Source organism: Streptomyces sp. NPDC050423 (assembly GCF_040655445.1).
Classification (GTDB): Bacteria; Actinomycetota; Actinomycetes; order Streptomycetales; family Streptomycetaceae; genus Streptomyces.
Map to the genome: position 1 here is coordinate 87,235 of NZ_JBFAJY010000004.1, position 12,832 is coordinate 100,066.

The following is a 12,832-nucleotide window of genomic DNA, read 5'->3' on the forward strand; positions in this document are numbered from 1 at the left end:
TCCCGACGTGAACCAAATAACATCCCATTTCGTACGAAATAGCATCTTCTGCGCGCCCTCACGGGAACACCGGTGCACCGGAAGGGGCCAAACGTGTGACGGGCGGCGGGACCGGCCGCACACGCGGCGGCCCGGCGCCCTCACGGGTGCCGGGCCGCGGCGGGTCCGCTACGGGGTCACTTGACCTTGATCTCGCTGTAGACCGGCACGCTGAAGGGGTTCAGCGCGACGTTCGAGACCTTCGTGGAGTAGCCGGCGCTGCCGTTCTGGTACCAGAGGGGGATGGCCGCCATGTTGTCCCGGACCACGGCTTCGGCCTCCTTGAAGGTCTTGACCGCCGTGGCCTTGTCCGACTCGGCGTTGGCCTGGTTGACCAGGCTGTCGAACTTCTTGTCCGACCACTTCCCGTCGTTGGACGAGGCGTTGGTGTAGTAGAGCGGCTGCAGGAAGTTCTGGATGAGCGGGTAGTCCATCTGCCACCCGGCACGGAACGGGCCCGGCATCTTCTGCTGGGTGATCTTGTTCCGGAAGTCGGCGAACGTTCCCGTCGGACTGCCCACGCAGGCCTTGTCGTTGCCGAGCGCGTTGTTGATGCTGTTGCAGACCGCGTCCACCCAGTCCTTGTGGCTGCCCGTGTCGGCGTTGTAGCCGATCCTGACCTGGCCGCCGGGGATGCCGCCGCCCTGCGAGACCAGCTTCTTGGCCTCCGCGGGGTTGTAGTCGCACAGGCTGCCGCAGAAGCCGGCCTGGTAGCCGCCCGCCGCACCCAGCACCGGCGAGGTCCAGTCCGTGGCGGGGGTCCGCGTCTTGTTGAAGATCGTCTCGGTGATCTGCTTGCGGTTGATGGCCATGGACAGCCCCTTGCGGACCTTGTCGCTGTCCGCCTGGTTCCACGCCTTGTCGTAGAACGGGAAGGCCAGGGTCTGGATGATGCCGGCCGGGGTGTTGATGTAGCGGTCCCCGAGGTCCGCCTTGACGTTCTTCAGCTGCGAGGCGGGGACGTCGTCCACCAGGTCGAGGTTGCCGGCCACCAGGTCGGTGTAGGCGGTGTTGTTGTCGGTGTAGACCTTGAGGTCGATGCCACCGTTCTGCGCCTTGTCGTCACCCGGGTACTTGTCCCACTTGCGCAGGGACATCTGCGAACCCCTGGTGTACGACTGAATGGTGTAGGGACCGTTGCCGACCGGCTTCTTCAGCCAGGCGGCGTGGTCGGTGAAGAAGGCCTGGGGCAGCGGGGCGAACGCCGCGTAGCCCAGCGTGTCGGGCCACAGGGAGAACTTCTGGCTGAGCTTGACGGTGAACGTCCGCGCGCCGGTGACCTTCAGCCCCGACATCGTGGCGGCGGCCTGGGCACCGGAATCCGGGTGCACCTTGTCGTAACCGTCGATCTGGCCGAAGAAGTAGGCGTTCTTCTGGTTGTTCTTGAGGCTCGCGCCGTAGTTCCACGCGTCCACGAAGGACTTGGCGGTGACCTTCTCGCCGTTGGAGAACGTCCATCCGTCCTTCACGGTGACGGCGAAGGTCTTGGAGTCGGAGGTGTCGATCTTCTCCGCCAGCATGTCCTCGGCCGCGCCGGTCTTGGGGTTGTAGCGCTTGAGCCCCCGGAAGACCATGTCGAGGACCTTGCCGCCCTGCACCTCGTTGGTGTTCGCCGGCTCCAGCGGGTTCTGCGGGTCACCCCACGAAGAACTCACCACCCCATTGGCGCCGCCACCACCACCGCCACTGTTGCCCCCTCCACCGCAGGCGGACGCCGCCAGAGCGACGGCGATCGCGCATGCGGCCCACTTGACCTGTGTGGCTCCGCGCATGGAGTGCCTCCTCATAGTGCTCCGTCTTACTTGATGTCAAATATCACGGAATACCGGGTCTTACGCATATTTACCCCCACCATCCGGGCACACCGAGAATCACCCGGATGCGAGCGAGGGGCGTCGACCGGACGCTTTTGTCACGCGCATGACACGCCCATCAGGGCGGGGAAAGCGGCCTGACGGGCGGCGGAGCGGTAACGGCAACACAACGAACGAGCATCAACCCGGCACCCCTCCGACCGGATGCACGAATTCCGAGACACGGCCGCCCGGATATCGGACTCATTGACGGACTTCCACCGATTCACGGCGGAATCGACTCCAGAACAGGTAAATGAACAGTAAAGACACGACCTTCAGATGGTCATGTATAGGTCAAGCTTCCAAAGAGCACCTCAAGCCGGACCGACATTCATTGACCCTGAATGAATTGCGTTGAAAAAGTCCGGGTAGCCCGTAGGTGTGCCCTGCGGAGTCCTTCGACCCTCCGGGCCAGGAGCACCATGACGATTCCAACCTCGAACGCAGCAGCCCCTCTTGAGGTGGCCGACGCGAACCCGCAGAAGACGCCGGAACCCCCGGCACTGAAGGGCGGTGCCGGGCGCTCCCCGGGCAAATTGGCCTGGCGGCGCTTCAAACGCGACCGGTCCGGCGTTATTTCGGCCTATGTGGTCATCTTCTTCTTCCTGGTGGCCGTATGCGCGCCGTTGATCGCCAAGGCCTACGGCAAGAACCCGTACACGACGTACGGTCAGAACCAAGAAGGCCTGCTCAACGACTTCGGCTTTCCGATCAAGCCGAACGGCGGTATCAGCGGCGACTTCTGGTTCGGCGTCGAGCCCCAGCTGGGCCGTGACCTCTTCACCTTCCTCATCTACGGCATCCGCAACTCGCTGTTCATCGCGGGCGTGACGACACTCCTGGTGACCCTCCTCGGCATCGTGATCGGCGTGACCGCCGGATACCTGGGCGGGAAGACCGACTACTTCATCGGCCGCGTCATCGACATCCTGCTGGCCTTCCCCTCGACGCTGTTCTTCATCGCGTTCTGGCCGGTGCTGATCTCGATCCTGGTCTCCCCGGAGGAGGCCACTCCCGTCTGGCTCACCGTCGTGAGCCTCATCCTGGTGATGACGGCCTTCGGCTGGGCGTCCATCGCCCGCCTCCTGCGCGGCGAGGTACTCGCCCTGCGCGAAAGGGAGTTCGTCGAGGCGGCCAAGGTGACCGGAGCCTCACCCGCGCGGATCATCTTCAAGGAACTGCTGCCCAACCTGTGGACGCCGATCCTGATCCAGGCGACCCTCGCTCTCCCGATGTTCGTGAGCGCCGAAGCCGGGCTCGCGTTCCTCGGTGTCGGACTGACCGCGAAGACACCCGACTGGGGCGTGATGCTCCAGCGCGGAGCCGACGTCTACCAGGACGACATCACGTTCATGCTCTTCCCGGGGGTGACGATGGTGGTCTTCGTGCTCGCCTTCAACCTCCTCGGCGACTCGGTCCGCGACGCTCTCGACCCGAAGACCAAGCGCTGAAAGTTCCGCCACCGGACCGGAGCGACGGGGCTCCGCCGGATCATTCGTCCCTCTTCACCGACCAGGGCAGGTTGCCATGTCTCTCTCCCGCAGAAACTTCGTCATAGCCACTTCCGTCGCGGCGGGTGGCTCCCTCGCTCTCTCCGCGTGCAGCAGTGGCGGCGGGGGCGGAGGCGATGGCAAGAACACGCCGAACGCCGGCGCCACCGAGTACACCGCCTCGACCGTCAAGATCGGCACCAAGGAGGACTCGCAGGGCCCCGCCCCGGAGATCGCCGGCGCCAAGAAGGGCGGGACGATCTACGGCATCTCCGAGGACGACTTCTCCCACCTCGACCCGCAGCGCATCTACTTCGCGTTCAACTCCAGCGGCGCCATGATGTTCGCGCGCGGCCTCACCGGCTACAAGGTCGACGACAAGGGCGGGATGACCCTCGTCGGCGACCTGGCCACCGACGTCGGCACGGCGTCCGCCGACAACAAGACCTGGACCTTCACGCTGAAGGACGGGCTCAAGTGGCAGGACGGCAGCGAGCTGACCGTCGAGGACGTCCGCCACGGCATCGAGCGGGCCTGGGCGCCGTTCATCACCGAGGGCGCCGCCTACGTGCAGCAGGCGCTCACCGGCAAGGGCGACTGGCGCAAGGGCTACGACGGTCCGTACAAGGGCGAGCACCTGGACTCGCTCGTCATCGACAAGGCCAAGAAGACGATCACCTTCAAGCTGGCCGAGGCGCGCCCTGACTTCAACTTCACCCTGGCCATGAGCTGCTACGCGGCCACGCCGGTGAAGCTGGACACCAAGGAGAAGTACGACAAGCAGCCCGTCTCCTGCGGTCCGTACATCGTCAAGCACCGCACCATCGACAAGTCGATGACGCTGACGCGCAACAAGCACTGGGACCCGGCGACGGACCCGATCCGCAACGCCTACCCGGACACCTTCGAGTTCGAGTTCGGCCCCACCTCGCTGGAGTCCGCGGACCGCTTCATCGCGGACCAGGGCAAGGACCAGCAGATGATCTCCATCTACAAGTCCGTGCCGGCCGAGCGCATGCAGAAGGTGCTCACCGACCCCGAGCTGAAGAAGCGGACCTTCAACGGCCTGCTCACCGGAACGTACTACTACGCGATCAACTGCAAGCGCATCACGGACGTCGAGGTGCGCAAGGCGCTCAACACCGCCTGGCCGCTGGAGCAGATCCGCAAGATCTACGGCGGTCCGTCGGCGGGCGACTACGCGACCACCCTCCTCAGCCCCGACATCCTGGGCCGCAAGGAGTTCGACTTCTACGGCAAGCTGAAGACGCCCAAGGGTGACGCCGCGGCGGCCAAGGCGATCCTCAAGAAGGCCGGCAAGCTCGGCCAGAAGATCGTCTACACCTTCCCGCAGAGCCCCACCTACGACAAGACGGCCGTCGTCGTCGAGAACGCGCTCAAGGCCGCGGGCTTCAAGCCGGTCATCAAGCCCGTCGACTCGACCTCGTACTACGACCAGATCCAGCAGGTCGACAACAGCTTCGACGTCATGTGGTTCGGCTGGTCCCCGGACTGGCCGACGGCCTACACGATGATCCAGCCGCTGCTCGACAGCGCCAACATCGGGAACGGCCAGAACAACGTCTCCCAGGTCAAGGTCGACTGGATCGACGCGGCCATCAAGAAGAACGTCGTCCTCGCCGACCAGAAGGCGGCCGGTGCCGCCTGGACGGCGCTGGACAAGCGGATCATGGACGAGGTCGTCCCGATCATCCCGGAGACCTTCCAGCGCCGCTTCTACCTGTACGGATCCAAGGTCGGCGGCGCCATGATGGACCCGCAGTTCTCCGCGACGATCATCTACAAGACGTACGTCAAGGCCTGACGAACGGCCCCCGGGGTGCGGGCGGCTCTCGGACCGAGAGCCGCCCGCACCCCTCCTCCCCCTCGGTATCCGTCAGGAAAACCCACTGCCATGCTGCGCTTTCTTCTCCGCCGTACACTCGGCGCCGCGGTCATCCTGCTGATCATCAGCGCCCTGGTCTTCTACCTCTTCTACGCGGCCCCGCGCGACCCCGCCCGGGTGGCCTGCGGCAAGGTCTGCACGCCCGAGACACTCGCGCTGGTGCGGCACAACCTGGGGATCGCCGACCCGATACCGGTGCAGTACTGGCACTGGCTGCAAGGAATCTTCGTCGGACGCGACTACGCGTCGTACGGACACTGCCCCGCACCCTGCCTGGGGTACTCGTTCATCAACCGCGAGCCGGTCTTCGGCACCATCATCGACCGCTTCCCGACCACGATCTCGCTCTCCGTCGGCAGCGCCTTCGTGTTCGTCATCTTCGGCGTCGGCGCCGGCATGCTCGCGGCCGTCAAGCAGGGCAAGCCGCTCGACAAGGTCGCGTCCTCCGCCTCGCTGATCGCCTCATCGATGCAGATCTACATCGTCGGTGTGCTCGCCATGTACTTCCTCACCGACCAGTGGCACCTGCTGGACCGGCCCAGCTACACGCCGTTGAGCGAGAATCCCGGCGCGTGGTTCTCGGGTCTCCTGCTGCCCTGGCTGGTGCTCTCCGTCATCTTCACGGCCAACTACACCCGTATGTCCCGCTCCCAGCTCGTGGAGTCGCTGAGCGAGGACTACGTCCGCACGGCCCGCGCCAAGGGCCTCTCCCGGCGGACGGTGTTCTTCAGATTCGCCTGGCGCGGGGCCATGGGCCCCATCGTCACCATCTTCGGTCTCGACCTCGGTGTGCTCCTCGGCGGAGCGATCATCACCGAGAAGGTCTTCAGCCTCCAGGGGATCGGTACCCTCTCGGTCAAGGCCGTGTCGACCAACGACCTCCCCACGCTCCTCGGCGTGATGATGGTGGCCGCCGTCGCGATCGTGCTCCTCAACATCGTCGTGGACGCCGTCTACGCCCTCATCGACCCACGCGTCCGCCTCGCCTAGGGAGAGATCCAGTGAGCACCCCCTTCCTCTCCGTACGCGATCTGCGCGTGCACTTCTCCACCGAAGACGGCATGGTCAAGGCCGTCGACGGGCTGTCCTTCGACGTCGAGCACGGCAAGACCCTCGGCATCGTCGGCGAGTCCGGTTCCGGCAAGTCCGTCACCAACCTGTCGATCCTCGGCCTGCACCACCCCGAACACACCGAGATCGAGGGCGAGATCCTGCTCGACGGGCAGGACCTGCTGGCCGCCTCGGAGCGGGAGCTGGAACGCCTGCGCGGCAACAAGATGGCCATGATCTTCCAGGACGCACTGGCCTCGCTCTCGCCGTACCACACCATCGGCAAGCAGATCGGCGAGACGTACCGCAAGCACACCGGGGCGTCCAAGCGCGAGGCGCGGGCGCGGTCCGTGGAGATGCTCACCAAGGTCGGCATCCCGCAGCCGAACCTGCGCGTCGACGACTACCCGCACCAGTTCTCCGGCGGTATGCGCCAGCGCGCGATGATCGCCATGGCGCTGGTCTGCGACCCCGCGCTGCTGGTGGCGGACGAGCCGACGACGGCGCTGGACGTCACCGTGCAGGCCCAGATCATGGACCTGCTCAAGGACCTCCAGCAGGAGACCGGCACCTCCATCATCTTCATCACCCACGACCTCGGCGTGATCGCCGACATCGCGGACGACGTGCTGGTGATGTACGGCGGCCGGTGTGTGGAGCGCGGCACGAAGAAGGAGGTGCTGCGGGCGCCGCAGCACCCGTACACCTGGGGCCTGCTGGGGTCGATGCCGACCCTGGAGGGACCGGTCGACGTACCGCTCTCACCGATCCCCGGATCGCCGCCGAGCCTCCTCAACCCGCCGACCGGCTGCCGCTTCCACCCGCGGTGCTCGTTCACCGAGCGGGTCGGCGGCAACCGCTGCACAACCGAGCAGCCTCCGCTGGAGCTGTCGGCGGGGCGCGGGGCGGCCTGCCACCTGACGCCCGAACAGCGCATCGAGTTCTTCGCCGACTTCTCCGGCGCCCGGACCAACTGACGTACAAGAGACGGGACTTCCCTACTATGAGCAGCACCGATCCCCTCCTTGACGTCTCCGGACTCACCAAGTACTTCCCGATCAAGGGCGGCTTTCCGATCCGGCGGACGATCGGCGCGGTCCAGGCCGTGGACGGATTGGACTTCACGGTCGCCGAGGGCGAGAGCCTCGGCCTGGTCGGCGAGTCCGGCTGCGGCAAGTCGACGACCGGCCGGCTGATCACCCGGCTGCTGGAGCCGACCGCCGGCCGGATCACCTACCGGGGCCAGGACATCAGCCACGCCTCGCGCAAGCAGCTGGCCCCGATCCGGTCCGAGATCCAGATGATCTTCCAGGACCCGTACGCCTCGCTGAACCCGCGCCAGACCGTCGGCAAGATCATCACGGCGCCGATGGAGATCAACGGAGTCGACCCGGCCGGCGGCCGGGAGGCACGGGTCCGCGAGCTCCTGGAGACCGTCGGGCTCAACCCGGAGCACTACAACCGCTTCCCGCACGAGTTCTCCGGCGGTCAGCGCCAGCGCATCGGGGTGGCCCGTGCGCTGGCCCTGGAGCCGAAGCTCATCGTCGCCGACGAGCCCGTCTCGGCGCTGGACGTGTCGATCCAGGCCCAGGTGGTGAACCTGCTGCAGAAGCTGCAGAGGGAACTGGGCATCGCGTTCCTCTTCATCGCCCACGACCTGGCGATCGTGCGCCACTTCTCGCAGCGCGTCGCCGTGATGTACCTGGGCCGGATCGTGGAGATCGCCGACCGCGACGACCTGTACGGCAACCCGCGCCACCCGTACACCAGGGCCCTGCTCTCCGCCGTCCCCGAGGCCACCGCCGACGACGTGCCGGCCCGTGAGCGCATCCGGCTGACCGGCGACGTGCCGTCCCCGGTCAACCCGCCGTCGGGCTGCCGCTTCCGCACCCGCTGCTGGAAGGCGACGGACAAGTGCGCGAGCGAGGCGCCGCCGCTGGTTCAGATCGAGGGCAGCCGGGACGGGCACCTGACCGCCTGCCACTACCCCGAGGAGCCGGGTACGGTCTCGGCCGTCCCGAGGGCGCGTACGGAGTCCGACGCGCCGCGCCTCGGCAAGAACCCCGGCAAGCAGCTCGGCACGGAGACCGGCGAAGGCCCCGAGGCCCACGGCTGACACCCCTCGCCGCGGCCCCGGAGGGGCCCCGTGGGACGGACACCGGTCCGTCCGTCCCACGGGGCCCCTCCGGCCCGGGAGCCGGGCACGTCGGCCCACTGACCCGAGCCATCCGCGCGCCCGGTCTCCGGAACACGGGAAAGGCGCCCGGAACCGATGGGTTCCGGGCGCCTTCCGCTGCCCTGGCGGGGCGGTGGGACGACGGCTACGAGGCCGCCGCGCCGACCACGTCCTTCTCCTCCGCGAAGTGGCAGGCCGACTCGTGCGCGGCCGGCGTCGTCGAGGTCTTGAAGCGCTCGGGGATGGCCAGCAGCGGCATCTCCTCGGCGCACTTGGCCTCGGCCTTCCAGCAGCGGGTGCGGAAACGGCAGCCCGACGGCGGGTTGGCCGGCGACGGGACGTCCCCGGAGAGGATGATCCGCTCGCGGCCCTCGCGGGCCTCCGGGTCCGGGACGGGGACCGCCGACAGCAGCGCCTGGGTGTAGGGGTGCGTCGGGTGGTCGTAGATCTGCGTGTCCGTACCGATCTCGGCCATCTTGCCGAGGTACATGACGCCGACCCGGTCGGAGATGTGCCGGACGATCGACAGGTCGTGCGCGATGAAGAGGTAGGAGAGGTTGAACTCGTCCTGGAGCTTCGCCATCAGGTTGATGACCTGAGCCTGCACCGACACGTCGAGCGCGGAGACCGGCTCGTCGCAGATGATGATCTCGGGGTTGAGCGCGAGGCCGCGGGCGATCCCGATGCGCTGGCGCTGTCCGCCGGAGAACTGGTGCGGGTACCGGTTGATGTACTCCGGGTTGAGACCGACGACGTCCAGGAGCTCCTGGACCTTGCGCCGGCGGTCGCCCTTCGGGGCCACCTCGGGGTGGATCTCGTACGGCTCCCCGATGATGTCACCCACCGTCATCCGCGGGTTGAGGGAGGTGTACGGGTCCTGGAACACCATCTGGATGTTCCGGCGCACCGCCTTCAGCGCGCGGCCGGACAGCTTGGTGATGTCCTCGCCCTTGTAGAAGACCTCGCCCGCGGTGGCCTGCTCCAGCGTCATCAGGAGCTTGGCGACGGTGGACTTGCCACAGCCGGACTCGCCCACGATGCCGAGCGTCTCGCCCGCGTAGAGATCGAACGAGATGCCGTCGACGGCCTTGACGGCCCCGACCTGCTTCTTGAACAGGATGCCCTGGGTCAGCGGGAAGTGCTTGACCAGGTTGCGGACCTGGAGGATCGGCTCCCCCTGGGACACGGGGGCGTCGATGGCGGCTACGGCCTCCGCCTCGGTGGCCGCGTCGACCGTCTCCACCTCGGAGACGTTCGGGGTGGTGTCCACGGGCTCCTTTTCGAGGTCAGCCATGGATCGTCTCCTTCCAGAAGTGGCAGGCGCTGCCGCGTCCGACCAGCTCGGCGCCGTCCTGCTCGGTCACCGCGGTCAGCGCCGGGATGTCCGTACGGCAGATGTCCTGCGCCCTCGTGCAGCGCGGGTTGAAGGCGCAGCCCGACGGCACGTGGAGCAGGTTGGGCGGCAGGCCCTTGATCGCGAAGAGCTCCTGGCCCTTCTGGTCCAGGCGCGGGATCGACTCCAGCAGCCCCTTGGTGTAGGGGTGCGCCGGACGCTTGTAGATCTCGTGGACCGGGGCGGTCTCGACGATCCGGCCCGCGTACATCACGGCGATCTTGTCCGCGACGTCCGCGACGACGCCGAGGTCGTGGGTGATCAGGATCAGACCCATGTTGTACTCGCGCTGGAGCTCCGCGAGCAGGTCCATGACCTGGGCCTGGACCGTCACGTCGAGCGCGGTGGTCGGCTCGTCCGCGATGATCAGGTCCGGCTCCAGGGCCAGCGCCATCGCGATCATGATGCGCTGGCGCATACCGCCGGAGAACTGGTGCGGGTAGTCCGAGACCCTGGCCGCGGCGGCCGGGATCTTGACCTGGTCCATCAGCCCGATGGCCTTGGCCTTGGCTTCCTTCTTGGACAGACCCTGGTGAACCTGGAACATCTCACCGAGCTGGTAGCCGACGGTGAGGACCGGGTTGAGCGAGGAGAGCGCGTCCTGGAAGATCATCGCGATCTTCTGGCCGCGGATCTTCCGGCGCTCCTCGTAGGACATCTTCAGCATGTCCTGGCCGCGGAAGAGGATCTCACCGTGCGGGATCTTGCCCGGCGGCATGTCGAGGATGCCCATGATCGCCTGGGCCGTCACGGACTTGCCGGAGCCGGACTCGCCGAGGACGGCGAGGGTCTCCCCGGCGTTCACGGTGTAGTTGACCCCGTTGACCGCCTTGGCCACACCGTCACGGGTGTGGAACTCCACGTGCAGGTCACGGACTTCGAGTAGCGGGCCGACGTGGTCGGCGCCGCTGCGCGCGGACGGGACTTCGGCTGTCTTGTCGATGGTGGTCACGTTCGCCCTCCTTATCGCGACTTGGGATCGAGGGCGTTACGGACGGCTTCGCCGAGCATGATGAACGCCAGAACGGTGATGCTGAGCAGGATCGACGGGTACAGCAGGATGTGCGGCGCGACACGGATCTGGGCGGCGCCACCGGAGATGTCCATACCCCACGAGATCGTCGGGTCGGCGAGACCCAGACCGAGGTAGGACAGGGTCGCCTCGGCGGAGATGTAGACACCGAGCGAGATGGTGGCGACCACGATCACCGGGGCCATGGCGTTGGGCAGGATGTGCCGGAAGAGGATCCGGTTGGTACCCGCGCCCAGCGCTCTGGCGGCCTGCACGTAGTCCGACTGTTTGATCACGATCACCGCACCGCGCATGACACGCGCGATCTGGGTCCAGCCGAGGAATGCCAGGGCGAAGATGACCACCCAGACCGTCCGGTCGGAGAATGCCTGGAGCACCACCATGGCGCCCAGCAGGAAGGGGATGCCGAGGAAGACGTTGGTGAAGAACCCGGAGAGCAGGGCGTCGACCCAGCCGCCGAAGTAGCCGGCGAGCATGCCGACCAGTCCGCCGAACAGCGTCACCAGGAGCGTCACACAGACACCGACGGTCACCGAGGCGCGGGTGCCGTAGATGACACGCGCGAAGACACTGTGGCCCTGGCCGTCGTAGCCGAGCCAGCCCTCGGAGCCGATCTTGCCCAGCTCCGGCTTGCCGAGGTAGTGCTTCGCCAGGTCGACGTGGGTCGGCGAGGCGCTGGTGAACAGGCCCGGGAACACCGCCATCACGAGCAGGATGACGATCAGCACCGACGAGATGATGAAGTACCAGTTGGTACGCAGGTCCCGCCAGGCGTCGCCCCAGAGGCTGCGGGCCTTCTCGGCCTTGACGACCGCCGACGGGTCCGCGAGGGGCGCCTTGGCGTCCTCGGGCGCGGGTGCGGTCTTGGTCATGTCAGGCATAACGGATCCTCGGGTCCAGGACCGCGTACAGCAGGTCGACGATGAGGCTCATGAGGAGGTAGACGAGCACCAGGATGGTGACGAGGCCGACGAGCGTCGTGCCTTCGCGCTTCACGATCGACTCGTAGATCGTGCCGCCGACGCCCTTCACGTTGAACAGGCCCTCGGTGACGACCGCGCCGCCCATCAGGGCACCGAGGTCGGTGCCCAGGAAGGTGATGACGGGGATCAGCGAGTTGCGCATCAGGTGCACACCCACGATGCGCCGCTTGGGAAGGCCCTTGGCGATGGCCGTGCGCATGTAGTCCGAGCGAAGGTTCTCAGCCATCGTCGTACGCGTGAGCCGCGCGACGTAGGCGAGTGACAAGGAGCCCAGCACGATGGCGGGCGCCAGTAGTTCGCTCCATCTCGCCTCGTTGGACACGTTCGGTGAGATCCAGTCGAGCTGGAAGGCGAACACCGCCTTGATGATGAAGCCGAGGACGAACACCGGGATCGAGATGATCAGCAGTGTGAAGACCAGGACCACGTTGTCGGTGAGCCGGCCGGCGCGCAGACCGGCGAGGGTACCGAGACTGATACCGATGACGATCTCGATGACGAACGCCATGCCGGCCAGCCGGAGGGTGACGGGGAACGCGTCGCCGAGGACGTCCGTGACGGGACGCCCGCTGGCTATCTGCTCACCGAAGTCACCGTGCAGGACGATGCCTGTCATGTAATTCCAGTACTGCTGAAGAATCGGCAGATCGAGCCCCTTCTCATGGCGAAGCCTCGCCAGAGTGGCCGGATCGGCCCCCTTGTCCCCGAAGAGCGCGCGCACGGGGTCGCCGGGCAGCGTGTAGACCATCAGGAAGATCAGCAGGGTTGTCCCGAGGAAGACCGGGATCATCTGGAGCAGTCGTCGTGCGACATAGCGCCCCATCATGCCTCCATGTAATAGGCAAGCAGCAGCCGACGGGCCCTCCCCCGCACCGGACTACCCCTGAGGGTGCGTCGGATGTGTGG

Annotated in this window: 10 protein-coding genes; 5 read left to right on the forward strand and 5 right to left on the reverse strand. The window is 66.7% G+C overall.

Going from position 1 to position 12,832, the window contains the following annotated elements:
• Window positions 1-176 precede the first annotated feature (176 nt).
• Window positions 177-1,811 (reverse strand): ABC transporter substrate-binding protein, encoded by a 1,635-nt coding sequence (locus tag AB0I52_RS04795; RefSeq protein ID WP_363068929.1) that lies wholly within the window; start codon window positions 1,809-1,811, stop codon window positions 177-179.
• 506 nt (window positions 1,812-2,317) lie between these two features.
• On the opposite strand from AB0I52_RS04795, the gene AB0I52_RS04800 reads away from it, so the two are divergent.
• The 5 genes from AB0I52_RS04800 to AB0I52_RS04820 all read left to right on the forward strand — a co-directional run bounded on the left by AB0I52_RS04800 (window position 2,318) and on the right by AB0I52_RS04820 (window position 8,457).
• Complete coding sequence (locus AB0I52_RS04800; RefSeq protein ID WP_363068931.1) at window positions 2,318-3,346, forward strand: ABC transporter permease; 1,029 nt, start codon at window positions 2,318-2,320, stop codon at window positions 3,344-3,346.
• Between the two features lie 76 nt (window positions 3,347-3,422).
• Window positions 3,423-5,210, forward strand: a complete 1,788-nt coding sequence (locus AB0I52_RS04805; protein WP_363068933.1) for an ABC transporter substrate-binding protein — start codon at window positions 3,423-3,425, stop codon at window positions 5,208-5,210.
• 90 nt (window positions 5,211-5,300) lie between these two features.
• Window positions 5,301-6,281, forward strand: coding sequence for an ABC transporter permease (locus tag AB0I52_RS04810; RefSeq protein ID WP_363068935.1), 981 nt, complete (start codon window positions 5,301-5,303; stop codon window positions 6,279-6,281).
• Between the two features lie 71 nt (window positions 6,282-6,352).
• A complete protein-coding gene (locus tag AB0I52_RS04815; protein WP_363069146.1) occupies window positions 6,353-7,318 on the forward strand; it encodes an ABC transporter ATP-binding protein in 966 nt (321 codons plus the stop codon).
• Window positions 7,319-7,344: 26 nt separating this feature from the next.
• A complete protein-coding gene (locus AB0I52_RS04820; protein WP_363068937.1) occupies window positions 7,345-8,457 on the forward strand; it encodes a dipeptide ABC transporter ATP-binding protein in 1,113 nt (370 codons plus the stop codon).
• A gap of 205 nt (window positions 8,458-8,662) precedes the next feature.
• Here the strand turns inward: AB0I52_RS04820 and AB0I52_RS04825 are convergent, their stop codons facing one another.
• From AB0I52_RS04825 to AB0I52_RS04840, 4 genes are read right to left on the reverse strand one after another with little or no spacing between them, the layout of a single operon-like run.
• The gene (locus AB0I52_RS04825) at window positions 8,663-9,811 is read right to left on the reverse strand and encodes a dipeptide ABC transporter ATP-binding protein (protein WP_363068939.1); all 1,149 of its coding nucleotides are present in this window, start codon (window positions 9,809-9,811) and stop codon (window positions 8,663-8,665) included.
• The gene (locus AB0I52_RS04830) at window positions 9,804-10,862 is read right to left on the reverse strand and encodes an ABC transporter ATP-binding protein (protein WP_363068941.1); all 1,059 of its coding nucleotides are present in this window, start codon (window positions 10,860-10,862) and stop codon (window positions 9,804-9,806) included. The genes AB0I52_RS04825 and AB0I52_RS04830 overlap by 8 nt, the downstream gene beginning before the upstream one ends.
• Before the next feature lie 11 nt (window positions 10,863-10,873).
• Window positions 10,874-11,824 (reverse strand): ABC transporter permease, encoded by a 951-nt coding sequence (locus tag AB0I52_RS04835; protein WP_363068943.1) that lies wholly within the window; start codon window positions 11,822-11,824, stop codon window positions 10,874-10,876.
• Window positions 11,817-12,749, reverse strand: coding sequence for an ABC transporter permease (locus AB0I52_RS04840; RefSeq protein WP_363069148.1), 933 nt, complete (start codon window positions 12,747-12,749; stop codon window positions 11,817-11,819). The genes AB0I52_RS04835 and AB0I52_RS04840 overlap by 8 nt, the downstream gene beginning before the upstream one ends.
• Window positions 12,750-12,832: the final 83 nt, after the last annotated feature.